This is a genomic window from Pseudomonas sp. PA15(2017) (genome assembly GCF_001945395.1).
Taxonomy (GTDB): Bacteria; Pseudomonadota; Gammaproteobacteria; order Pseudomonadales; family Pseudomonadaceae; genus Aquipseudomonas.
Map to the genome: position 1 here is coordinate 77276 of NZ_MSXV01000002.1, position 21107 is coordinate 98382.

20 protein-coding genes are annotated in these 21107 nt (G+C 65.7%); 2 read left to right on the forward strand and 18 right to left on the reverse strand.

The window, feature by feature from the left end:
• Positions 1–31: 31 nt before the first annotated feature.
• From BVH03_RS00700 to ribBA, 8 genes are all read right to left on the reverse strand, one after another.
• Positions 32–1444, reverse strand: coding sequence for a cytosine permease (locus BVH03_RS00700; RefSeq protein ID WP_075959399.1), 1413 nt, complete (start codon positions 1442–1444; stop codon positions 32–34).
• Between the two features lie 552 nt (positions 1445–1996).
• Complete coding sequence (locus BVH03_RS00710) at positions 1997–3037, reverse strand: LLM class flavin-dependent oxidoreductase (RefSeq protein WP_075959401.1); 1041 nt, start codon at positions 3035–3037, stop codon at positions 1997–1999.
• 146 nt (positions 3038–3183) lie between these two features.
• Positions 3184–4194: an ABC transporter substrate-binding protein gene (locus tag BVH03_RS00715; RefSeq protein WP_075959402.1), complete on the reverse strand. Its 1011-nt coding sequence runs from the start codon at positions 4192–4194 to the stop codon at positions 3184–3186.
• A gap of 389 nt (positions 4195–4583) precedes the next feature.
• The gene (locus BVH03_RS00720) at positions 4584–5732 is read right to left on the reverse strand and encodes an ABC transporter ATP-binding protein (RefSeq protein WP_075959403.1); all 1149 of its coding nucleotides are present in this window, start codon (positions 5730–5732) and stop codon (positions 4584–4586) included.
• A gap of 17 nt (positions 5733–5749) precedes the next feature.
• Positions 5750–6559: an ABC transporter permease gene (locus tag BVH03_RS00725; RefSeq protein ID WP_075928947.1), complete on the reverse strand. Its 810-nt coding sequence runs from the start codon at positions 6557–6559 to the stop codon at positions 5750–5752.
• 6 nt (positions 6560–6565) lie between these two features.
• On the reverse strand, positions 6566–7474 hold the full coding sequence (locus BVH03_RS00730; RefSeq protein WP_075959404.1) for an ABC transporter permease: 909 nt from the start codon (positions 7472–7474) through the stop codon (positions 6566–6568).
• A 1-nt stretch (position 7475) separates the two neighbouring features.
• On the reverse strand, positions 7476–8501 hold the full coding sequence (locus BVH03_RS00735; RefSeq protein WP_075959405.1) for an ABC transporter substrate-binding protein: 1026 nt from the start codon (positions 8499–8501) through the stop codon (positions 7476–7478).
• A 233-nt stretch (positions 8502–8734) separates the two neighbouring features.
• Positions 8735–9841, reverse strand: a complete 1107-nt coding sequence (ribBA, locus tag BVH03_RS00740) for a bifunctional 3,4-dihydroxy-2-butanone-4-phosphate synthase/GTP cyclohydrolase II (RefSeq protein WP_075959406.1) — start codon at positions 9839–9841, stop codon at positions 8735–8737.
• Between the two features lie 74 nt (positions 9842–9915).
• Here ribBA and BVH03_RS00745 point away from each other — a divergent pair, with 74 nt between their 5' ends.
• Positions 9916–10209 carry a DUF1330 domain-containing protein gene (locus BVH03_RS00745; RefSeq protein ID WP_075959407.1) on the forward strand — a complete coding sequence of 98 codons (294 nt, stop codon included), beginning with the start codon at positions 9916–9918 and terminating at the stop codon, positions 10207–10209.
• A gap of 66 nt (positions 10210–10275) precedes the next feature.
• On the opposite strand, the gene BVH03_RS00750 is transcribed toward BVH03_RS00745, so the two are convergent.
• From BVH03_RS00750 to BVH03_RS00770, 5 genes are all read right to left on the reverse strand, one after another.
• The gene (locus tag BVH03_RS00750; RefSeq protein WP_075959408.1) at positions 10276–11208 is read right to left on the reverse strand and encodes a PfkB family carbohydrate kinase; all 933 of its coding nucleotides are present in this window, start codon (positions 11206–11208) and stop codon (positions 10276–10278) included.
• On the reverse strand, positions 11198–12661 hold the full coding sequence (locus tag BVH03_RS00755) for a cytosine permease (protein ID WP_075959409.1): 1464 nt from the start codon (positions 12659–12661) through the stop codon (positions 11198–11200). The genes BVH03_RS00750 and BVH03_RS00755 overlap by 11 nt, the downstream gene beginning before the upstream one ends.
• Before the next feature lie 70 nt (positions 12662–12731).
• Positions 12732–13748 carry an ADP-ribosylglycohydrolase family protein gene (locus tag BVH03_RS00760; protein WP_075959410.1) on the reverse strand — a complete coding sequence of 339 codons (1017 nt, stop codon included), beginning with the start codon at positions 13746–13748 and terminating at the stop codon, positions 12732–12734.
• Positions 13745–14458, reverse strand: coding sequence for a GntR family transcriptional regulator (locus tag BVH03_RS00765; protein ID WP_075959411.1), 714 nt, complete (start codon positions 14456–14458; stop codon positions 13745–13747). Before BVH03_RS00765 ends, BVH03_RS00760 begins: the two co-directional genes overlap by 4 nt.
• Positions 14459–14563: 105 nt before the next feature.
• On the reverse strand, positions 14564–15457 hold the full coding sequence (locus BVH03_RS00770; RefSeq protein ID WP_075959412.1) for a LysR family transcriptional regulator: 894 nt from the start codon (positions 15455–15457) through the stop codon (positions 14564–14566).
• Positions 15458–15559: 102 nt separating this feature from the next.
• Between BVH03_RS00770 and BVH03_RS00775 the strand changes: the two genes are divergently transcribed.
• Entirely contained in the window at positions 15560–16528 is a 969-nt protein-coding gene (locus BVH03_RS00775; RefSeq protein ID WP_075959413.1) for a DMT family transporter, read from the forward strand.
• Positions 16529–17010: 482 nt separating this feature from the next.
• On the opposite strand, the gene BVH03_RS00780 is transcribed toward BVH03_RS00775, so the two are convergent.
• From BVH03_RS00780 to BVH03_RS00800, 5 genes are all read right to left on the reverse strand, one after another.
• On the reverse strand, positions 17011–17574 hold the full coding sequence (locus BVH03_RS00780; RefSeq protein WP_075959414.1) for an NUDIX hydrolase: 564 nt from the start codon (positions 17572–17574) through the stop codon (positions 17011–17013).
• A 5-nt stretch (positions 17575–17579) separates the two neighbouring features.
• The gene (locus tag BVH03_RS00785; protein ID WP_075959415.1) at positions 17580–18329 is read right to left on the reverse strand and encodes a GntR family transcriptional regulator; all 750 of its coding nucleotides are present in this window, start codon (positions 18327–18329) and stop codon (positions 17580–17582) included.
• A 53-nt stretch (positions 18330–18382) separates the two neighbouring features.
• A complete protein-coding gene (locus tag BVH03_RS00790) occupies positions 18383–18781 on the reverse strand; it encodes a carboxymuconolactone decarboxylase family protein (protein WP_075959416.1) in 399 nt (132 codons plus the stop codon).
• 195 nt (positions 18782–18976) lie between these two features.
• Positions 18977–20428: an NAD-dependent succinate-semialdehyde dehydrogenase gene (locus BVH03_RS00795; protein WP_075959417.1), complete on the reverse strand. Its 1452-nt coding sequence runs from the start codon at positions 20426–20428 to the stop codon at positions 18977–18979.
• A gap of 186 nt (positions 20429–20614) precedes the next feature.
• Positions 20615–21100, reverse strand: a complete 486-nt coding sequence (locus BVH03_RS00800; protein WP_075959418.1) for a flavin reductase family protein — start codon at positions 21098–21100, stop codon at positions 20615–20617.
• Positions 21101–21107: the final 7 nt, after the last annotated feature.

Consider the following 21107-nt stretch of genomic DNA (forward strand, 5'->3'; position numbering starts at 1 on the left):
GGACGAGCCCCGGTTCGCGCCGGCCTGGTGATCAGCCGGCGGTCCGGGCCTGCGTCGAGATCTGCCGGCGCCGGTACACCGTATCGCGGCTCGACAACAACAGGTACAGCGGCAGGGTGACGACGATCGCCACCAGCCACGACAGGTCGGCGCCGTCGAGCTTGCTGGCGATGGGGCCGATGTAGATTGGCGTGACCGCGAACGGCAGTTGTACCAGGATGCCGATGGCGTAGGCGCTGACCGCATTGGGATTGAAGCGCCCGTAGATGCCGCCCGTGGCGTCGAACAGCGAGGGGATGTGATAGCGCTGCTTCTGCACCAGGTAGAAGTCGGCCAGGTTGATCACCGCCCACGGCACCAGCACGATCATCATCGCCAGAATCAGTTGCATGAAGCGCGCGATGAAGTTCGCCGGCGCCGTCACCGCGACCACGCAGCAGGCCACCAGCAGGATTGCCGAAAGCGCCACGCGGGTCTGGCGGCTCGGTGCCCAATCGGCGGCGAAGGTCTGCACCGAGGTGATCAGCGCCAGCACCGCACCGTAAAGATTCAGGGCGTTGTGGCTGATGATGCTGAGGATGAACAGCACCATCAGCACCGGCCCGAACACCCCGGTGCTCTGCTTCACCGCTTCCATGGTGTCCGTCTCGGCGCTCACCGCCAACGCCACCAGGGTGCCGAAGATGAAGCACAGCGAGGTGCCCAGCACGGCGCCGCAGTAGGTGGCGATGAAGGGCTTCCAGATGCCCACGTCGCGCGGCAGGTAGCGCGAGTAATCCGAGGTGTAGGGCGCGAAGGATATCTGCCAGATGGCGCCCAGCGAGGCCATGGCCAGCCAGCCAGCCAGGTTGAAACCACCGCGGCTGGCGAAATCCGCCGGCAGGCCGTTGGCGAACAGGGCGATGAAGCCAGCCAGCAGACCGATGCCCATCACCCAGGTGCCGATGCGGTTGAGGGTATGGATGAAGTTGTAGCCCAGGATGCCGATCAGCGTCGCGGCGCAGGCGCCGATCAGCACGGCGGCTGGCAGCGGCAGATCCGGCGCCACGGTGTGGATGGACTTGCCAGCCAGCACGCAGTTGGAAATGAAGAAGCCGATGTACAGCACCGCGGCGATCACCACCACCAGCAGCGCGCCGTAGCGGCCGAACTGGCCGCGGCTCTGCAGCATCTGCGGCAGGCCCATCTGCGGGCCCTGGGCCGAGGCCAGGCCGAGCACGACACCGCCGAGCAGGTGGCCGACCAGGATGGCGCAGATCGCCCAGCCGATGCTCAGGTGGAATACCTGCACGGCCATGGCGCCGGTGACGATCGGCAGCGGTGCGATGTTGGTGCTGAACCAGAGGGTGAACAGGTCACGGACGCGACCGTGACGATCGGCATCGGCCACCTGGCCGACGCTGTTGCTTTCGACGAGTTCTTGGGGAGCGTTGTTATGGGACATGTCGGGTTCTCCTGCGCAAATAGCGGGCGGCACGCTGCACCGCACGAGGCGGACAGGCCGGGTTGAATGCGTGGGTTAACGCGGCTGAGAGGTCAGCCGAGCTCGCAGCGGGCAAGGCCGCAGACGAGGGAGAACGGGGTGCAACAGGGTCGTGATGGCACACAGCAGCATGGGGAAACCTACGTCTTGTCTTTATTTGGATAGGTGCGGATGCACGGTCCGGCCGTCCTTACCGGGCAGTGCTGGAATCATGTGGATTGGGTGCTTGTTCACGATCCTCGTTGGCGAACGAGTGGCCACGAGACATAAGCGGGCATTGAATGCTGGCTGACCCGGCGCAGTCCATCCGGAGGAGCATTGCCATGCTCGCCATCCAGTCGCGGCTATCGTCTGGGCGTCCGCGCCCGGCTCCTGCAGCTCATGGGGTGGATCGCGCTTCACCTGCGCGGGCTGATCCACCCACCGCTCCGCGGCCGCTACGGTCAACGGCAGCTTGTCCGCCGTTGCTGTCATCGCAATCATCATATCGACCAGGGATCGTGAACAGGCGTTTTAGCGAAACGCCGGAATCACGTGTTCGATGAACAGCTCCAGGGACTTTTTCTTCTCGGCGTAGGGCAGGCTGTTATCGGCCCAGAAGCTGAATTCGTCGACGCCCAGTTCCTGGTAGTGACGAATGCGCGCGATGATTTCCTCGGGCGTGCCGATCATGGTGTTCTTGCGGATGTTCTCCAGCTGGAACGCCGGCACCTCGGCGAACTTGGACTCCGGGCTCGGCTCCAGGAAGCCGTTGACCGGCGTGGTCTTGTTGCCGAACCAGGCATCGAAGGTGCGGTAGAAGCGCGAGATGGCGGCGGCGCCGACCTTCCAGCCTTCGGGGTCGTCGGCCAGGTGCACGTGGGTGTGGCGCAGCACCATCAGTTGCGGGCGTGGCACGCCCGGGTTGTTGGCCAGGGCGGCGTTGAACTTGTCGTTCAGGTCGACCACCTCTTCGTCGCCCTTCATCAGCGGCGTGACCATCACGTTGCAGCCATTGGCCACGGCGAAGTTGTGCGAGTCCGGGTCGCGGGCGGCGATCCACATCGGCGGCTGGGCGTTGTACGGCTTCGGCACGCTGGTGGAGGTGGGGAACTTGTAGACCTCGCCGTCATGGGCGTAGTCGCCCTCCCACAGCTTGCGCACCACCGGAACCATTTCGCGCAGCGCCTTGCCGCCGTCGGTAGCCGGCATGCCGCCGGCCATGCGGTCGAATTCGAACTGGTAGGCGCCGCGGGCCAGGCCCACTTCCATGCGACCGTTGCTGATCACGTCGAGCAGGGCGCATTCGCCGGCTACGCGGATCGGGTTCCAGAACGGCGCAATGATGGTGCCGGCGCCCAGGCGGATGGTGCTGGTGCGGGCGGCCAGGTAGGCCAGAATCGGCATCGGGCTCGGCGAGATGGTGTATTCCATGGCGTGGTGTTCGCCGATCCACACGGTGCTGAAGCCGCCGGCCTCGGCCAGCAGGGTGAGTTCGGTCAGCTGCTCGAAGAGCTCACGGTGGCCGACTTCCTGGTCGTAGCGTTCCATGTGGACGAACAAAGAGAATTTCATGTCGCTTTCCTCGATTTTTGTAAGGCCCGGGAGCGCGAGGCGCTGTCGGGGCTGGCCGCCTGCAGGATCAGGCGGCTTATGGTCTATGGTATACCATAATATAAAATACTTTGGCGAGTACCAGAGGCCCCTCTCGTCGAAAAGCATCAGTTGCTGGCGGCCTGCCAGGCGTACCAGCGTTCGGCGATGCGCTCGCCGTTCAGGCTCCAGTATTTGAAGTCGAGGGTGATCTGTCCGGTCTTGTGGGCGCCCGGTTGGTTCTCTGCGAGTTTGGGGTCGACCAGCGCCGAGGCGCCGAGGTTGACGGGTGCGTAGCCGGTCAGCGAGGAAAAGTCCGCCTGCGCCCTGGGGCTGGTGGCGTGGGCGATGAACGCACGCGCCGCTTCGGCGTTCGGTGCGCCGCGGGGAATGACCAGGAAATCGCCGGTCACCAGGTTCTGCTGCCAACTGATGCCCACGGGCGCGCCCTGATCGCGCAGGGCATTGACCCGGCCATTCCAGAACATGCCCAGGCCCGCCGCGCCGCTCGACAGCAACTGCTGGGACTCGTCGCCGCTGCCCCACCAGGCGATGTCGCCCTTGATGCTGTCGAGCTTCCTGAAGGCGCGATCCAGATCCAGCGGGTACAGTTTGTCGGCGGCTACGCCGTCGGCGAGCAGGGCGATCTCCAGCACGCCGGGGCTCGGCCATTTGTACAAGGCGCGTTTGCCCGGATAGGCGCGGGTGTCGAACAGCGCCGCCCAATCCTGCGGCACGCTGGCGAGCACCTGGGTGTTGTAGCCGAGAATGAAGGAGAAGTAGAACGAGCCGGCGCCGTAGATGGTGACGAACCGCGGGTCGATGGTGCGCTTGGCGATCTGCTTGAAGTCCAGCGGCTCGAGCAGGCCTTCGCGGCCGGCACGCAGGGCGAAATCGGCCTCCACGTCGACCACGTCCCAGGTGACCTTGCCACTTTCCACCATGGCCTTGAAGGCCGCGTAATCGGTAGGGCCGGCCTGCTCGACGCGAATGCCGGTCTGCTGGGTGAAGGGCTCGCTCCAGGCGCGGGTCTGCGCGGCCTGGGTGCTGCCGCCCCAACTGACGAAGGTGAGGCTCTGCTCGGCGTGAGCGGTGGAAAACAGCTGCAGTCCCAGCAGCATGGCCAGCAATGTGCGCATGGAAATCCCTCCCGAACGATTGAAGATGCCCTCGGCTGCCGACCTGGCGAAGCTACCGTGGTCACGCGCCGTACTGGCACATTGCAAAATACGCTCCAGATTGCCCGAAGCGCTGCGACGGGCGGCGGCAGCGTTGGCCGCCGGGCGCGCTGGTTGTGCGTGGGAAAAGCGGTACCACTTGTGAGGGGCGGATGTAACGGTTCAGGTCCTTTGCGACCGGGGTCGGGCAAAGTAGGTGAAGCGTCGCACCCCCCGCCGCTGCCCGGCATGAGTACTTGTGGAAGCGGGCCATGCCCGCGATTTTTTTGCGCGCATGGCGCGCTCCCACAGGTGACGGTGCCGACCGTAGCTCTTGCATTTTTCCCCAGAAGCTACGGTGGATAGCAGCTTTAGTGCGCCCCGGCGCCCTTGCTCAGATCGCTCTCGTTCCAGCTGTCGTACAGGCAGGCCTCGCTGGCTGCCCAACGGACCTTGGCCTGGGCACCGGGCTGCAGCGGTTGCAGGCCGCTGCCCATGGCTTTCAGGGTCAGGTGGCAGCCGCCCGGCGTAACCACGTGGCAGGTCAGGCTTTCACCGAGGAACACCACTTCGGCGACCTGCACGGCGATCTCGTTCCAGCCAGCCGGCAGCGGGCTTTGTGCGGCAACCTCAAGGGGCAGCACCTGGGCCTTTTCCGGGCGCAGCATCAGCAGTACGTCCTGGTCGTTCTGCAGGTTGGCAGTCGGGGTGATCGCCAGGCTCTGCTGCTCGAACTGCACGGCAGCCTGACCGCTGACCTTGGCACGCAAGAAGTTGGAATTGCCCAGGAACGAGGCGACGAAGGCGTTCGGCGGATTCTGGTACAGGTCGTAGCCGGTACCCAGGCCGACGATCTTGCCGTGACTGAAGATGGCGATGCGCTGGGACAGGCGCATGGCTTCTTCCTGATCGTGGGTCACGTAGACGATGGTGATGCCCAGGCGGCGGTGCAGGTGGCGCAGCTCGTCCTGCAGGTCCTCGCGCAGCTTCTTGTCCAGGGCGCCGAGGGGTTCGTCCATCAGCAGAATGCGTGGCTCGTAGACCAGCGCCCGAGCGATGGCCACGCGCTGCTGCTGGCCGCCGGACATCTGCGACGGGCGACGGTGGGCGAAGGCTTCGAGCTGTACCAGCTTGAGCATGGCGTCGACCTTGCGCTTCTGCTCGTCGGCGCTGAGCTTGCGGATGCCCAGTGGGAAGGCGATGTTGTCGCGCACGTTGAGGTGCGGAAACAGCGAATAGCGCTGGAACACCATGCCGATATCGCGCTTGTGCGGCGGCACGTTGACCAGGGATTTGCCCTCCACGAGGATTTCCCCGGAGCTGGGCGTTTCGAAGCCGGCGAGCATCGACAACGTGGTGCTCTTGCCCGAGCCGCTGGAGCCGAGGAAGGTGAGGAATTCGCCGTCCTGGATATCCAGGGAAATGTTGTCCACAGCGGTGAAATCGCCGTAGTGCTTGTTCAGGTTGCGCAGGCTGACCAGGGTCTGGGGCGCCTGTTGTTCTTTGATGACGGCACTCATGGGGTTCTCCTCGGCGCTCAGCCTTTGGCTTCGGCGCGCCGGCGTGCAATGGCGGCGATGAACATGACCAGCAGGGAAAGGGCGATCAGTAGCGTCGAGGCGACGGCGATCACCGGGGTGAGATCCTGGCGCAGCGTCGTCCACATCTTCACCGGCAGCGTCTGCAGGCCGGGGCTGGCCATCATCACGCTGAGCACCACCTCGTCCCACGACACCAGAAAGGCGAACAGCCCACCCGATACCAGGCCCGGGCGAATCGCCGGGAAGGTCACCTTGACGATGGCCTGCAGGCGGGTGGCGCCGCAGATCACCGCGGCATCCTCGATGGACTGGTCGAACAGTTTCAGCGAGTTGATGATCGAGATGATGGTGAACGGCAGCGCGACGATCACGTGGCTGACCACGAAGGCGAACAGCGTGCCGGTGTAGCCGAGCTTGAGAAACAACGCGTACACCGCCACGGCGATGATCACCAGTGGCACGATCATCGGCAGGGTGAACAGCGCATACAGCAGCTCACGGCCGGGGAACTTGCCGCGCACCAGGGCGAAGGCGCTGGGCAGGCCGATGGCCAGGGCGCACAGGGTGGTCAGCAGCGCGACCTTGAGGCTGACCAGCGCCGAATCCATCCACTGGGCGTTGGAGAAGAACTGCCCGTACCACTTCAGCGTCCAGCCCGGTGGCGGGAAGACCAGCCACTGCGAGGAGCCGAACGACAGCAGCACGATGAACAGGATTGGCAGCAGCAGGAACACGGCGATCAGCGCGGTGGTCGCGGTCAGGCCGTAGCGCAGGCCACGACCCATGGCATTGGGTGACAGCAGCATGGCGGCTTACCTCGCAGTGCTGGAAGCGACCGGCGATTCCGGTTGCAGCTTCAGGTAGACGTAGAACAGCACCAGGGTGATGAGGATCAGCAAGGCTGCTGCCGCACTGGCGATGCCCCAGTTGAGGAACGATTGCACCTGCTGGATGATGAATTCGGGGAGCATCATGTTCTGCGCACCGCCCAGCAGCGCCGGCGTCACGTAGTACCCCAGGGACATCACGAAGACCATCAGCCCACCGCTGAAGATGCCTGGCCGGCACAGCGGAATGAACACCTTGAAGAAGTTGCGCCATGGGCTGGCACCACAGATCGAACCGGCCTGCAACACCATCGGGTCGATGGCGCTCATGGTCGCCTGCAGCGGCAGCACGATGAACGGGATCATGATGTAGCTCATGCCGATCACCACGCCGGTCAGGTTGTGCACCATCTCCAGCGGCTGATCGATGATGCCCAGGCCCATCAGGAACTTGTTGACCACCCCCGAGGACTGCAGCAGCACCAGCCACGAATAGGTGCGCGCCAGCAGGCTGGTCCACATCGACAGCAGCACGATGCTCAACAGCCAGCGGCCCCAGCCGCGCGGCATCAGGGTGATCGCCCAGGCCAGGGGGAAGCCCAGCAGGAGGCTGATCACGGTCACGAGGCCGGCCACCGCGAAGGTGTTGAACAGCACCTTGGAGTAGGCCGAGTTGGCGAACAGTTGAGCATAGTTGCCCAGGCCCGGCTCCGGTTCCAGCACGCCGCGCAGCAGCAGGCCGATCAGCGGCGCCAGGAAGAACAAACCGAGAAACAGCAGGGCGGGCAGCAGGTACGGGGCACCGCGCCAGCGCGCTGCCCGTTCCGGGTTGCCGCCAGCGCTTGCGCGCTGACGGTCTGCTGCACCGACCTCAGGGGTACGGAGCGCGGTCATCTCATTTCACCAGCCATTCGTTCCAGCGGTTGGCGATCTCCGCGCCGTTCTTGGCCCAGTAGGCGTAGTCCAGAGTGATCTGGTCGGCCTCGTGGGCGGTCGGCAGGTTCTGCGCCAGTACCGAATCCAGGCGTGCCACGCTGTCCAGGTTGACCGGCGCGTAGGCGGTCAGGTTGGAGAAGTCGGCCTGGCCCTTGGCGCTGCTGGAGTTGGCCAGGAACTTCATGGCCGCTTCCTTGTTCTTGGCGCCCTTGGGCACCACCAGCATGTCGGCCATGACCAGGTTCTGCTTCCAGCTCGCCGCGACCGGCGCGCCATCTTCCTGCAGGGCGTGGATACGACCGTTCCAGAACTGGCCCATGCTCGCCTCGCCGGAGGCCAGCAGCTGCTGCGACTGCGCGCCGCCGCCCCACCAGACGATGTCCTTCTTGATGGTGTCGAGTTTCTTGAAGGCGCGATCCAGATCCAGCGGGTACAGCTTGTCCTTTTCTACGCCGTCGGCCAGCAGGGCCAGTTCCAGCACACCGGGGCTCGGCCATTTGTACAGGGCGCGTTTGCCGGGGTAAGTGGCGGTGTCGAACAGCGCGCTCCATTCTTCGGGCTTCTTGCCGCCGACCGCGCCTTCGTTGTAGCCGAGCACGAACGAGAAGAAGAACGAACCGACGCCGTGGTCGTTGACGAAGCGTGGGTCGATGCGATCGCGCTTGATGACGTTGAAGTCCAGCGGTTCGAGCAGGCCTTCGGCCGCGGCGCGCAGGGCGAAATCGGCCTCCACGTCGACCACGTCCCACTGCACGTTGCCGCTCTCGACCATGGCCTTGAGCTTGCCGTAGTCGGTCGGGCCATCCTGGACGACGGTGATCTTGGTTTCGCGGGTGAAGGGGTCGGCCCAGGCGGCTTTCTGCGCCTCCTGAGTGGTACCGCCCCAGCTGACGAAGTTGACGGTTTCCGCCGAGGCGGTGGTCGTGATTGCAGCACTCAGGATACTCGCGGCGAGCACCGAGGTAACACCTTTGATAAACACCATCTTGCTTGCCCTCTTTGTTGTGTTTGTACGCAAGCGGGCGTTTGCCCGCTTAACCGGAGCAGTGGATCCAGTGGATCTTTAATGGCGGCCTGTATCGAGTGCTGTGCTTGTGGTTGTCCCTTGCGGGGCACAGGATAAACTGACTGGCCTTAGGGATATCATATTATGGTATTCCAAGCTTTCCGCAAGCGATTTGCCATACATCTTGCGGGGCTCATGCGACCGGCTGTCCGTCACTCGAACGGCACGGTCTCCACCACTTCCAGCTCGTAGCCGGCCAGACCCGCGTACTTGAGCGGCGGGCCGAGGTGGCGCAGCTTGCCGACGCCCAGATCTTGCAAGATCTGCGCCCCGGTACCGACCTCGGAATACACCCGCGGCTGGCCCCGGTTGAAGGGCCGCTGCGGCTGGGTCAGCTGCGGTACGCGCTCGAGCAGGGCTTGCGACGACTCATGGTTGGCCAGCACCACGACCACGCCCTTGCCGTCGGCGGCGATGCGTTCCAGGGCAGCCCACAGCGTCCAGCTGCGCGGCCCGCAATACTCGGCGCCGACCAGGTCGCGCAACGGGTCGATGGCGTGCACGCGCGCCAGGGTCGGTTCCTCATGGCGGATGTCGCCCATCACCATGGCCATGTGTACGCCGCCGGCGATGCGATCTTCATAGGTGATCAGACGGAACTCGCCGTGCACCGTGGGCAGTGCCCGCTCGCCGATGCGGGTGATGGTGTGCTCGGTGCTCAGGCGGTACTGAATGAGATCGGCGATGGTGCCGATCTTGATGCCGTGTAGTGCGGCGAAGGCCTCCAGGTCGGGGCGGCGGGCCATGCTGCCGTCCTCGTTCATCACCTCGACGATCACCGCCGCAGGCGTCACGCCGGCCAGCCGGGCCAGGTCGCAGCCGGCCTCGGTGTGCCCGGCGCGGGTCAGCACGCCGCCCTCCTTGGCGCGCAGCGGAAAGATGTGGCCCGGCTGCACCAGGTCGCTGGGCTTGGCATCGGCGGCTACGGCAGTCAGCACCGTATGGGCGCGGTCGGCGGCGGAAATGCCGGTGGTGATGCCGCTGGCAGCTTCGATGGAAACGGTGAAGGCGGTGGAAAATACGCTACCGTTGCTGGGCACCATCTGCTCCAGGCCGAGGCGCTGGCAGTGCTCGTCGGTCAGGGTCAGGCAGATCAGGCCGCGGGCTTCACGGGCCATGAAATTGATCGCCTGGGGCGTACAGAATTCGGCAGCGAGCAGCAGGTCGCCCTCGTTCTCGCGGTCTTCGTCGTCCACCAGCAAGACCATTTTGCCCTGGCGAAAGTCATCGATGAGTTCACGGACGGGATGGAAGGGCATGTCGGTTCTCGCAGGTCGGATTATTTTGAATTATGGTATACCGTAATACGCAATCAAGTTAAAGGAGTCAGCCTATGAAGGGTTACTGGATTGCGCACGTGGACGTCACCGATCCCGAGCGCTATAGCGAATACACCAAGCGCGCCCCGGCCGTGTTCGCCGAATTCGGCGGTAAATTCCTCGCCCGTGGCGGCCGCTCCGAGGCGCAGGAAGGCCGTGATACGCCTCAGCGTAGCGTGGTAATCGAGTTCGAGTCGTACGAACAGGCGCTGGCCTGCTACCGCTCCGCGGCCTACCAGGAGGCGAGCAGCTACCGGGCCGGCGCGGCGCGTTCGGAAGTGATCATCGTCGAGGGGCTGGCGCCCTGACCCAGCGTGGCTGAGCCGGTGAGGCGCGCCCTCGATCAGGTGACTGCCGCCCGAGGCGGGCTCGGATCAGCCAATGGTCTGTTCGGCCAGAAAGGCATCGAGTTCGTCCGCTGGCGGGCAGGTCGCCGGGCCGTGGCGAGTGACTGCAATGGCCGCCGCGGCATTGGCGCGTGCAGCGGCGACTGGCTCGGGTAATCCGGCAGCCAGGCTGGCCAGGAATACACCGATATGGGCGTCGCCGGCACCGTTGGTGTCTACCGCCTGTACGGCAAAGCCCGGTACTTGCAGGCGCCAGTCGCCACGCGCTAGCCAACAGCCCTGCGGGCCGTCGCGCAGAATCACCAGGGCACCCTCCGGCAGCCGGGCCGTGAGGCGCTCGAGGGCCTGCTCCAGGTTGTCGGCAGCGGTGAACTGCAGGGCTTCCTCGCGATTACTGCTCCAGATCGCCAGGCGCTCCAGCAACTGCTCGGCGCCCGGGATGCTCGGATTGCAGGCCAGCGGACCGGGATCGAACACCAGAGCGCCGGCCGCCCCGCCCTGCTGCAGCCAGGCCAGCAGCGGGGCCGCCTTGCCGGCATGCAGCAGGCTGTAGCCGCTGACCATCACCCAGTCTGTGGCCGTGGCGGTTTCGTGCTGCAGGTCCTCGGCGTGCAGCACGCCTTCGGCGCCGACATGGGTGACGAACGAGCGCTCGGCGCTGGCGTCGGTCAGGGCGACGCACAGCCCGGTATCGCCATCGGCACTTGGCGGCAGGCGACACTCGATGCCTTGCGCCTGCAAGGCCTGGCGCGCCATGTCGCCGAAGCGGCCAATACCATGGCGGCCCAGGTAACAGGTGCTCAGGCCGTTGCGCGCGGCAGCGGCCATCACGTTGAAGCCGCCGCCCACTGCGAAAGCCGCACTGCTGGCCAGCACGTCCTGGCCCGCGGCGGGCAGGGCGCTGACGTTCATCACCAGGTCGACGACCACCTGGCCGGTGTACAGCAATCTAGCGGCCATGGGCGGCCTCGTGGGTCACGGCGGCGCGGCGATCGCGGCAGCCACCGAGCAGCGCATACAGGCCACCGGCGACGACGAAGGTAACGATCCAGCCCAGGCCGTTCTGACCGAACCAGGAGTCGGCCAGCCAGCCCTGGAACAGCACGTTGCCCGCGCCGATCTTCACCGTGGTGAAGCTGAAGCCCAGTGCGATCGCCACCGCCCAGGCGCTCAGGGCGCGCCACTCCACGCCGCCGGCGTACCAGTAGGCGCTGCTCGGGCTGACGTTCATCAGGTCGGCCGCCTCGTAGCGCTGACGGTGACGCAGGTCGACCAGGAAGATGCCCACCCAGGCGGTGATCGGCACGGCCAGCATGGAGATGAAGGTGATGAACGGGCCGTAGAAGCTCTCGGCGATCAGCATGAAGTAGATAGAGCCGATGAAGATCGCCACGATGTCGACCACCACCGCGTAAACCCGCTTGACCTTGAGGCCGAGGGTCAGGGTGGTCAGGCCCGCCGAATACACCGACAGATTGTTGGACAGCAGCAGGCCGCCGAAGGCGGTGATCAGGTAGGGCACGGCCATCCAGGTCGGCAGCAGCTCGCGAATCGCCACGATGGGGTCGGTCGCCGAGGCCAGATGATCGTTGCCCACCGAAATCAGGCCGCCCAGGGTGATCAGCAGCACCAGCGGAATTCCTGCGCCAAAGGCGGCGGAAGCCACCAGCCCGGCCGCTCGCACGCTCTTGTGCTGGTAGCGTGACATGTCGGCGCCGGCATTGGCCCAGCCGATACCGGTGCCGGCCGCCATGGTGCCGATGCCGATCAGCACGGCGGACATCGGCGCTGGCGTGGCCGCCCACACCAGGGCCCAGTCGATGTGCAGGGCGAGAAAACCGCCGACCACCAGGTTCAGCGCGCCGAACACCCAGGTGGCCCACTTCTGGATCACCAGCAGCGTGGCATGGCCGAGGCCGGAGACGCACAGGGTCAGCAGCACGAACAGGCCGATGAACAATAGCGTCAGCAAGGGCGCCGACTTGGCCTCCACCGGTGTGCCCTGGACGATCGACACCAGCGACAGCAGCACGAAGGCCGCCGTGGTGGTGTTGACCGTCTCCCAGCCCAGGCGCGAGCCGAGCGAGACCAGGGTCGGGCCGATATTGCCACGCATGCCGAAGATCGCCCGCGACAGCGTCAGGCTTGGCGCGCGCCCCCGGCGACCGGCGATCGACAGCAGGCCGACGATGGCGAAGGAGCCGCCGGCACCGAGGATGGCGACGACCAGCGCCTGCCAGATCGACAGGCCCTGGAAGGCGATCAGGGTGGCGCCCAGCGGCAGGCCGAGAATGCTGATGTTGGCCGCGAACCAGACCCAGAACAGTTGCAACGGGTGGCCGTTGCATTCCTGTTCGGGCACCGGCTCGATGCCGCGGGTTTCCAGCTGGCCCACCTGTTCGGATGCACGCATGGCATGACTCCTGCGATAGTTCGTTGTTGTTGGCAGGGCTGGGTGAGCGCAGGGGCGGCCACCCAGGGGTTCAGATCGTTCGCAAGGCCAGCAGCCGGTCGGTCAGCGGCGCCAGGTCGATCTGGCTCACCGCGCAGACCTGCGCCAGCGCGTCGCTCGGCCATGCACCGAGGCCATGGGTCGCGCCGAGCATGGCGCCGAGCACGGCGGCAATGGTGTCGGTGTCGCCACCCAGGCTGGCGGCCATGCACAGGGCCGCGTAGGGCGTCAGTTGGCCGTTGGCCACGGCGCGCGCCAGGGCGAACGCGGCGACCACGGATTCCTGGGACGCCACCGAGGTGCCGATCACCTCGTAGATCAGGTCAGCCAAGGTTTCGGGGCTGGCGGCGTCGCAGAGCCGTGCGGTCCACTCGATGCGTGCCGCGATATCGCCGCCAGCCACCCAATGGCCCAGTTGCTGGCCTTGCCGGGCCGCCGCGACGCCGCTGTCCAGGGCGCTGGCCAGGCCGTCGCCGTTGATGCCCGCCGACACCACCGCCGCCACCGCAGCGGCGCTGGCGATACCCAGGCCGGTGTTGTGGGTCACCTGGCAGGCCTGCAGCACCTGCGCCATGAACCGCTCGGAGTCACGCACGTCGGCGGCGATGCCCACCGGCGTGATGCGCATCGCCGCGCCGTTGGTGGTGCCGAAGCGCCCGGCCTGTTCCGGGCTGGCGCCGGCGAGAATCATCTCGATGGCACGCTTGGTCGATGGGCCGAGCAAGTCCTGCGAGCCCTTGGCGCGCATGGCTGCTTCCCAGTCGATCAGGCGCTGCGCCAGGTCAGTGGGTGCGATGCGGCCTTGGCCTTCGACCAGCAGCTCGCCAACCAGGATCGCCTGCTCGGTATCGTCGGTGATGGCGCCGGCCGGCATGTTCGGGGCGATGGGTTGGTCGGCGTCGGCATCGAGCAGGCCGTCGACACGGCCATAGCGTGCGCGAATCTTTTCGCGGGACAGCGACTGGGTCGGCATGCCGAGCGCATCGCCCAGTGCCAATCCGTGGAAGGCGCCGAGCGCGCGGTCTCGCACGGTGGAAAGCTGGTTCACTGGGTGTCCCCGAATTCGAGATGAAGTTGAAAGTGCAGCGGGTCGAGGTAGCTCTCGACCCGCTCCATGAAGCGCTCGCGGCTGTCGAAGGTTTCCCTGACCACCCTGAGGAACACGCTGCCCGGTGCGCGTTGCAGCTGGCTGGCCGCGTCGCTGTCGAGCGGCGCGGCACCGATCCACTGCTTGCCCTGCCCGGCGCGATAGCCGTGGGCGGCCAGTGTGGCGGTCAGCGAGTTCTCGAGCAGGCCCTCTTCGGCAAGGTTCTCCAGGCCATCGCAGGCTGGAATCAGTGCGCGTTCGAGCGACACCAGGCTGCCATCGGCGGCCCGCCGGCGACGCTCGACGAGCATGAAGCGGGCGCGGCCGAATCGCTCGGCGAATTCCTCGCGTTCGACACTGGCGATGCCCAGCAGCTCGGTCTGGACCTGCACACCGCCAGCGGCGAGGGCCTGCGCCCAGCCGCCACCCTGGTGCAGGGGCACGCCGTCATAGGTGACCACCGAGCCGACGCCCGGCTGGGTGCCGATGTAGTTGCGCCGCTTGAGCTCGGAGAGCGCCTCGCGCAGCGTGCCGCGGCTGACGTCGAAAGCCGCTGCCAGCTCGTGCTCACCGGGCAGCCGCTCGCCCGCGCCAAACTCGCCTTGCTCGATGCGTTGGGCCAGGGCGCGAACCACACGGGTTTTTTTGTCGAATCGAACCTGTCTAATCATGTACAAATTAGTACCGCCAGAACGCCTCGCTCGCAAGTGCTTTTTGCCAGGCGGTGCGTTTCAGGCCTTACTGCAGGCCGTTGTCGGCCCCGTGTTCCAAACCGGTCAGCCGGGGTGGGCGACGCCGGAAAGGTGGCTGACCAATTGGCGGGCGTGGGACGGCAGGCTCTGCCAGCCCCTGATGCACAGGCGCAATTCGCGGCTGGCCCAGCTATCGGTGAGGTAGATCAGGGTCAGCGGCAGCTCCTGGGCCAGCCGCGAGGCAGCGGCTTCGGGCAACATGGCCAGGCCAGCGCCCTGGGCGACCAGCTGAGCGATGGCATCGAAGCTCGGCGCCCGTACTCGCACCCGCAGGGCGATACCGGCCGCGATGGCCTTGTCCTCGATGAAGCGCTGCATCGCCCGCTCGCCGGGCAGGCCGATAAAAGGAAAGCCCAGCGCCTCCGCCAGCACCAGGCGACGGCCGGCCAGTTCATGACCATGGGGCACCAGCAGCACCAGGCGGTCGTTGCGAAACGGCAGGGACAGCAGCCCGCCGGTTGGCTGGTTGCCGTCGTAGACGCCCAGATCGAAGTCACCGGCCTGCACACCGCGCAGGATGGAGCGGCTGCTGCCTTCGGTCAGTTGCAGATCCACTTCCGGGTAATCGGCCAGGAAGGGCCCGAGCGCCGCTGGCAGGAAGGTGCTGTTGGCCACCGTCGAGGCGCACAGCTTGAGCACCACCCGCTGCTGGCCGGACAACGCCTGCAGGTTGTCCTCCAGCCGCTGGGTTTCGTTGAGGATGCGCTGGCAGGCTTCGAGCACCAGGCGCCCTGCCGGGGTCGGCGTCATGCCGTTGGCATGGCGGGCGAACAGGCTGACCTGGCAGCGCTCCTCGAACTGCCTTAGCCGGGTGCTGGCCGCCGACACCGCCACTGGAAAGGTGGCCGCGGCCCTGCTGAGGCTGCCGGTCGAGGCGATGGCGACCAGCAGCCGCACGTCCACGAGATCGAAACGCACCGGGGGTTCTCCAAAACAGAAGGCGGTCTTAGGGAAATACCGATTCTTGGCGAGCGCCATTCGGATCAGAATAACCGTTCCTTGCCTCGGATTCAGAACGTCATGAACCCTTCCGCGTTTTTTCAGCGCTGCGCCAGCAACGGCAGCCTGTTCGCCATCCTCGCCGCTGCCGGTTTCAGCATGAAGGCGATCTTCGTCAAGCTGGCCTATGCCGCCGCCCCCGTGGAGGCGATCACGCTGCTGGCGATGCGCATGACCCTCGCCCTGCCATTGTTCCTCTGGCTGGTCTGGCTGAGCCGCGGCGGTATTGGCGGGCGTTTTTCGCCTGGCGATGGCGCCCGTGTCGTAGTGCTGGCGCTGTTCGGCTATTACCTGTCGAGCCTGTTCGATTTCTACGGCCTGCAGTACATCAGTGCCGGCCTGGAGCGTCTGATCCTGTTTACCTACCCGACCCTGGTGCTGGTGTTCCAGATGATCGCCTTTCGCGAACGCCCCAGCCGCCGCACGCTATTGGCGATGGCAGTCTGCTACCTGGGCCTGGGCGTGGCGCTTATCCACGATATCGGCGCTACCGATATGGGCAGCCAGGTGATCATCGGCTCGCTCTGGGTATTCGCCAGCGCCGTGACTTACGCGTTGTACTACCTGGGCACCGGGGTGATGGTGAAGCGCCTGGGCTCGATGCGCCTGGCCGGCCTGGCGGGCAGCGCGTCGTCGCTGATGGTGCTGGCGCACTTCGCTGTCACCGAACCGGCCGGCAGCCTGCTCGCGCAACCGGCCCAGGTATGGATCTGCGCTGCGCTGATGGCGCTGATTTCCACCGTGCTGCCGGTGTACTGGATGGCTCTGGCGATCCAGCGCATCGGCACCACCCACACCGCCGCCGTCGGCAACCTCGGCCCGGTGCTGACCATCTTTGCCGCCTGGGCGTTGCTCGGTGAAGCCATCTCGCCGTACCAGATGGCCGGGCTGGCGCTGGTGATGGTGGGTATCTGGCAGCTCAAGCCGGGCGCGGCGAAGAAGGCCGTGGTCGCAGAGGTGGCGGGGGGCAAGCCGAGTTCGGTGAGTTGAGCGGCTGCAGCAAGGCAGAAGCAGCCGTTCGCATAACGCGTAGGAGGGGCCGGGCGGCGCTCCGCTTTAGCCCCGAGCTTTTTAAGTTTAATACGCCGTGCGAAAGCTGTGGCTCGTTAGCATTATCGCGTTGTTCATACGTCCGGTTCCGCTCTGACGAGCGGGTTTCTTTTGGCATCGCCCGGATGGCCGGCCCCGCCAAAAGAAACCAAAAGGTCTAGCCCCGACATGCGGCCCCAGCTTCGCTGGGGTTCCCTCACTCCATCATTGCTCCGAGGGCCCGCCGCGAAGGGCCATCCCTGGCCCATCGCGACTCTCGCGGCATCCATGCCGCTCAAGGCTGCCCGCCCGGCCCTCTCCACAACGATTCCGTTCGGCCTCCTGAAGGGGCGATTGGTGTCGCCTGCAAATTTTGTGGCATGAGGAGCACCAAAAAGCAAAGCGCCCGAACGGCCGCTAACGCCACTTAGCGCTACAACGCGCTAGCGGATGAAATGCACCTTGCCGGTATCGTCACTGCCCATGTAGATGCCGTAGATGCCCGCCTCGCGCTCGGCGATGTAGCGCTCCAGGATCTGCCGGATGGCCGGGTAGTAGATCTGCTCCCAGGGGATGTCCTCAGGGGCGAAGAAGCGGCGGGCCGAGGTTTCGCTGCCGAAGTAGCCGGTGTCGTGTAGCAGGCGGGCGCGGAAGATCAGGTACACCTCGCTGATCGAGGGCACGCTGAACACCGAGTAGGGGCAGGTGATTTCCGCCACCACGCCGGCTTCCTCGCGCACTTCGCGCAGGGCGGCCTCCTCGGTGGTCTCGCCGTTTTCCATGAAGCCGGCCGGCAGCGTCCAGGTGCCGATACGCGGCGCGATGGCGCGCTGGCACAGCAGGTAACGGCCGTCCTGCTCGATGATGCAGCCGGTGATGATCTTCGGGTTTTCGTAGTGGATGTGCCCGCAGCCGCCGCACACCAGGCGGTGGTGGTCGTCACCTGCCGGGCGACGCCGTTCCAGCGTCGCGCTGCCGCATTGATTACAGAAGCGCGGGCTGGGCATGGCGGTCAGCGTCCGATACGCGGGTCTTGCAGGCCGATGGGCGCGACGATGTCGCGGGCCTTGGCACCTTCCTGCTTGGCTTCGAGGTACTCCAGGGCGACCTTGGCCGCGGCGCGCACGTGGTCCACCGAGGCCTGGTGGGCGGCGATCGGGTCGCCGCTCTTGATCGCCTCGACCATGCGCTCCATTTCCTGGTTGCTGGTGCTGCGGCGGTTGCTCTGCGACACCGAGGTGGCGCGCAGGTAGCTGATACGCGCCTGCAACTGGCGCAGCTGGGTAGCCGCCGCCTCGTTGCCACAGCCTTCGAGCAGCACGTCATAGAACTCCTGCACCGACTCCAGCACATCGGGCAGCTCGCCTTTTTCCAGAGTCTGGCGGTTGTTCTCCAGGGCGCGTTCCAGAGCCCGGATGTCCTTGGCGCGGGCACGCAGGGTGAACAGCTGGACGATCATGCCTTCCAGGGCGCAGCGCAGCTCGTAGAGGTCGCAGGCATCTTCCAGGGTGATGATCGCCACGCGCGGGCCCTTGGCGTCGGCGAATTCGACCAGGCCTTCGGATTCCAGGTGGCGCAGCGCCTCGCGCACCGAGGTGCGGCTGACGCCCAGACGATCGCAGAGGTCGCGCTCCACCAGGCGATCGCCGGGCAGCAGCTGGAAGTTCATGATGGCGCTGCGCAGCTTGTCCAGAACGATTTCCCGCAGGGTCACGGGATTGCGGTTGACCTTGAAGCTGTCGTCGATCGGCTGGCGTTTCATGGTTAGTGCTCGCGTTATAGGTATGGGCGCACTCATCGCATTGCCTTGGCCGGTTATGCCTCGGGTTGCTGCTGCTCGGCATCCGCTTCGGCGAACGCGTCGCGGGCGATGCGGAAGCTGTCGACCGCGGCAGGCACGCCACAGTAGATGCCGACCTGGAGCAGGATCTCGCGGATCTGCTCACGGCTGAGGCCGTTACGCAGGGCGCCGCGAATGTGCAGCTTCAGTTCGTGCGGGCGATTGAGCGCGGAAATCATGGCCAAGTTTATCATGCTGCGCTCCTGCATCGATAAGCCTTCCCGGCCCCACACGTGCCCCCAGCAGTATTCGGTGACCAGCTCCTGCAGCGGGCGGTTGAAGTCGTCGGCGTTCTCCACCGAGCGCTTCACGTAGGCCTCGCCCAGCACCTGGGTGCGAATCTTCAGGCCCTTTTGGTACTTGTCGTTGCTCATGTCGGTTCTCCCGGTTGGCTGGCGATGAGGCTGTTGGAAGGCAAAGGCGGACATCAGGCGCCCTCACATCGGACGACCTTGTAGGAGGGGCTTTAGCCCCGAGCTTTTTATCAAGGCAAACAAAGAGTTCGAGGCTAAAGCCTCTCCTACAAAAGCGCTGCTCGCCGTCAGCTACCGCCATATGGTCGCCTGACCCTAAAGCCCACCCATCAGGGTGTATTTGATTTCCAGGTAATCGTCGATGCCGTAGTGCGAGCCCTCGCGGCCCAGGCCGGAGGACTTGATGCCGCCAAAAGGCGCTACTTCGGTGGAGATCAGCCCTTCGTTGATGCCGACCATGCCATATTCCAGCGCCTCGCTCATCCGCCAGGCGCGGCCCAGGTCGCGGGTGTAGCAATAGGCTGCCAGGCCGAATTCGGTGTCGTTGGCCATGTGGATCGCCTGGCCCTCGTCGCTGAAGCGGAACACCGCGGCCAACGGGCCGAAGGTTTCGTCGCGAGCGACCTTCATCTCGGTCGTCACTTCGCTCAGCACGGTGGGCTGGTAGAAGCCGTGGCCGAGGGCGTGGCGCTCGCCGCCGCAGACCAGCCGGGCGCCCTTGCCCAGGGCGTCGGCGACGTGATCGGCGACCTTGTCCACAGCCCGGCTGTTGATCAGCGGGCCTTGCTGGGCGCCATCGGTAAAGCCATCGGCGACTTTCAGCTCGGCCACACGCTCGGCCAGGCGGGCGACGAAGGCATCGTGAATGCCGTCCTGCACCAGGAAGCGGTTCACGCACACGCAGGTCTGCCCGGCATTGCGGTATTTGGCGACCATGGCACCGTCGACGGCGCGCTCCAGGTCGGCGTCATCGAAGACGATGAACGGCGCGTTGCCACCCAGCTCCAGGGAAACCTTCTTCAGGGTGCTGGCGCACTGCTGCATGAGCAGCTTGCCGATGGGGGTGGAGCCGGTGAACGACAGCTTGCGCACGTCGGCGCTGGCGCACAGTTCGTTGCCGATGGCCACTGCATCACCGGTGATCACGTTGAGCAGGCCGGCGGGCAGCCCGGCTTCTTCGGCCAGCGCGGCCAGGGCCAGGGCCGAGAACGGCGTTTCCGGCGCCGGCTTGACGATGCACGGGCAGCCGGCGGCCAGGGCCGGGCCGACCTTGCGGGTGATCATCGCCGCCGGGAAATTCCACGGCGTGATCGCGGCGACCACTCCAATCGGCTCCTTAGTCACCACGATGCGCGCATCGGCCTTGTGACTGGGAATGGTGTCGCCGTAGATACGCTTGGCTTCTTCGGCGAACCACTCGATGAAGCTGGCAGCGTAGAGAATCTCGCCACGGGCTTCGGCCAGCGGTTTGCCCTGCTCGAGGGTGAGGATCTCGGCCAGCGCGTCGGCGTTTTCCAGCATCAGGGCATGCCAGCGCTTGAGGATGGCGCTGCGCTCCTTGGCGGTGCGTGCCCGCCAGGCCGGCCAGGCGGCGTTGGCGGCGGCGATGGCGCGGCGGGTTTCGGCGCTGCCCATGTCGGGCACATGGCCGATCTCTTCGCCATTGGCGGGGTTGAAGAGGGCTTGGGTGCCGCCTTCATCGGCGGCCAGCCACTGGCCATCGAGGTAGGCGTGCTGGCGGAACAGGCGCGAGGCTTCGGGCGTCATGACGGCTCCAGAATAAAACAGGCCGTGCTCGAGGGTGAGTGAGCACGGCCAAAGAAGGTTACAACTTGCTGCGCGTCGGCCCTGCGGCGTTAAAACCAGACTCGAAATGCTCATGTACAAAAGTACACTCCGCTTTCTCGCCGGCCTTTGCCTTGCAGGACTCTAGCTCGCGAAGTTGTGTCGGTATTAAGCGAATGCCGGCAGGGCGCCGAGCTTGCCGCGGTGGTAAATCATCGGCACCGGGGCGTTCTCGGGCAGGATCAGGTTCTTCACCGCGCCGACCATGATCGCGTGGTCGCCACCGTCATACTCGCGCCACAGCTCGCACTCGATGATCGCCGTCGCGTTGTTCAGCAGCGGGTTGCCCAGCTCGCTGAGCGTCCACTCGATACCGGCGGCCTTGTCCTTGCCCTTGCCGGCGAAAGCGTAGGCTTCCTTCTGCTGCTCGGCGGACAACAGGTGGATGGCGAAGCGCTTGCTGTCGCGCAGCACCGGGTAGGAATCGGAGGCGTAATTGGGGCAGAACAGCACCAGCGCCGGATCGATGGACAGCGCGCTGAAGGCGCTGGCGGTGATGCCGACGATGCCGCCATCGGGGCCCTGGGTGGTGACGATGGTCACGCCGGAGGGGAAGGCGGCCATGACGGATTTGTAGAGTCCGGGTTCGATCATTTTGCTT

Excerpts from the sequence above, each read along its gene's own strand:
- BVH03_RS00730 (WP_075959404.1), bottom strand. The coding sequence starts at position 7,474 with ATGACCGCGCTCCGTACCCCTGAGGTCGGTGCAGCAGACCGTCAGCGC.
- BVH03_RS00735 (WP_075959405.1), bottom strand. The coding sequence starts at position 8,501 with ATGGTGTTTATCAAAGGTGTTACCTCGGTGCTCGCCGCGAGTATCCTG.
- BVH03_RS00720 (WP_075959403.1), bottom strand. The coding sequence starts at position 5,732 with ATGAGTGCCGTCATCAAAGAACAACAGGCGCCCCAGACCCTGGTCAGC.
- BVH03_RS00745 (WP_075959407.1), top strand. The coding sequence starts at position 9,916 with ATGAAGGGTTACTGGATTGCGCACGTGGACGTCACCGATCCCGAGCGC.
- BVH03_RS00775 (WP_075959413.1), top strand. The coding sequence starts at position 15,560 with ATGAACCCTTCCGCGTTTTTTCAGCGCTGCGCCAGCAACGGCAGCCTG.
- BVH03_RS00785 (WP_075959415.1), bottom strand. The coding sequence starts at position 18,329 with ATGAAACGCCAGCCGATCGACGACAGCTTCAAGGTCAACCGCAATCCC.
- BVH03_RS00765 (WP_075959411.1), bottom strand. The coding sequence starts at position 14,458 with ATGATTAGACAGGTTCGATTCGACAAAAAAACCCGTGTGGTTCGCGCC.
- BVH03_RS00780 (WP_075959414.1), bottom strand. The coding sequence starts at position 17,574 with ATGCCCAGCCCGCGCTTCTGTAATCAATGCGGCAGCGCGACGCTGGAA.
- BVH03_RS00800 (WP_075959418.1), bottom strand. The coding sequence starts at position 21,100 with ATGATCGAACCCGGACTCTACAAATCCGTCATGGCCGCCTTCCCCTCC.
- ribBA (WP_075959406.1), bottom strand. The coding sequence starts at position 9,841 with ATGCCCTTCCATCCCGTCCGTGAACTCATCGATGACTTTCGCCAGGGC.
- BVH03_RS00750 (WP_075959408.1), bottom strand. The coding sequence starts at position 11,208 with ATGGCCGCTAGATTGCTGTACACCGGCCAGGTGGTCGTCGACCTGGTG.
- BVH03_RS00700 (WP_075959399.1), bottom strand. The coding sequence starts at position 1,444 with ATGTCCCATAACAACGCTCCCCAAGAACTCGTCGAAAGCAACAGCGTC.
- BVH03_RS00715 (WP_075959402.1), bottom strand. The coding sequence starts at position 4,194 with ATGCGCACATTGCTGGCCATGCTGCTGGGACTGCAGCTGTTTTCCACC.
- BVH03_RS00790 (WP_075959416.1), bottom strand. The coding sequence starts at position 18,781 with ATGAGCAACGACAAGTACCAAAAGGGCCTGAAGATTCGCACCCAGGTG.
- BVH03_RS00755 (WP_075959409.1), bottom strand. The coding sequence starts at position 12,661 with ATGCGTGCATCCGAACAGGTGGGCCAGCTGGAAACCCGCGGCATCGAG.
- BVH03_RS00795 (WP_075959417.1), bottom strand. The coding sequence starts at position 20,428 with ATGACGCCCGAAGCCTCGCGCCTGTTCCGCCAGCACGCCTACCTCGAT.
- BVH03_RS00725 (WP_075928947.1), bottom strand. The coding sequence starts at position 6,559 with ATGCTGCTGTCACCCAATGCCATGGGTCGTGGCCTGCGCTACGGCCTG.
- BVH03_RS00710 (WP_075959401.1), bottom strand. The coding sequence starts at position 3,037 with ATGAAATTCTCTTTGTTCGTCCACATGGAACGCTACGACCAGGAAGTC.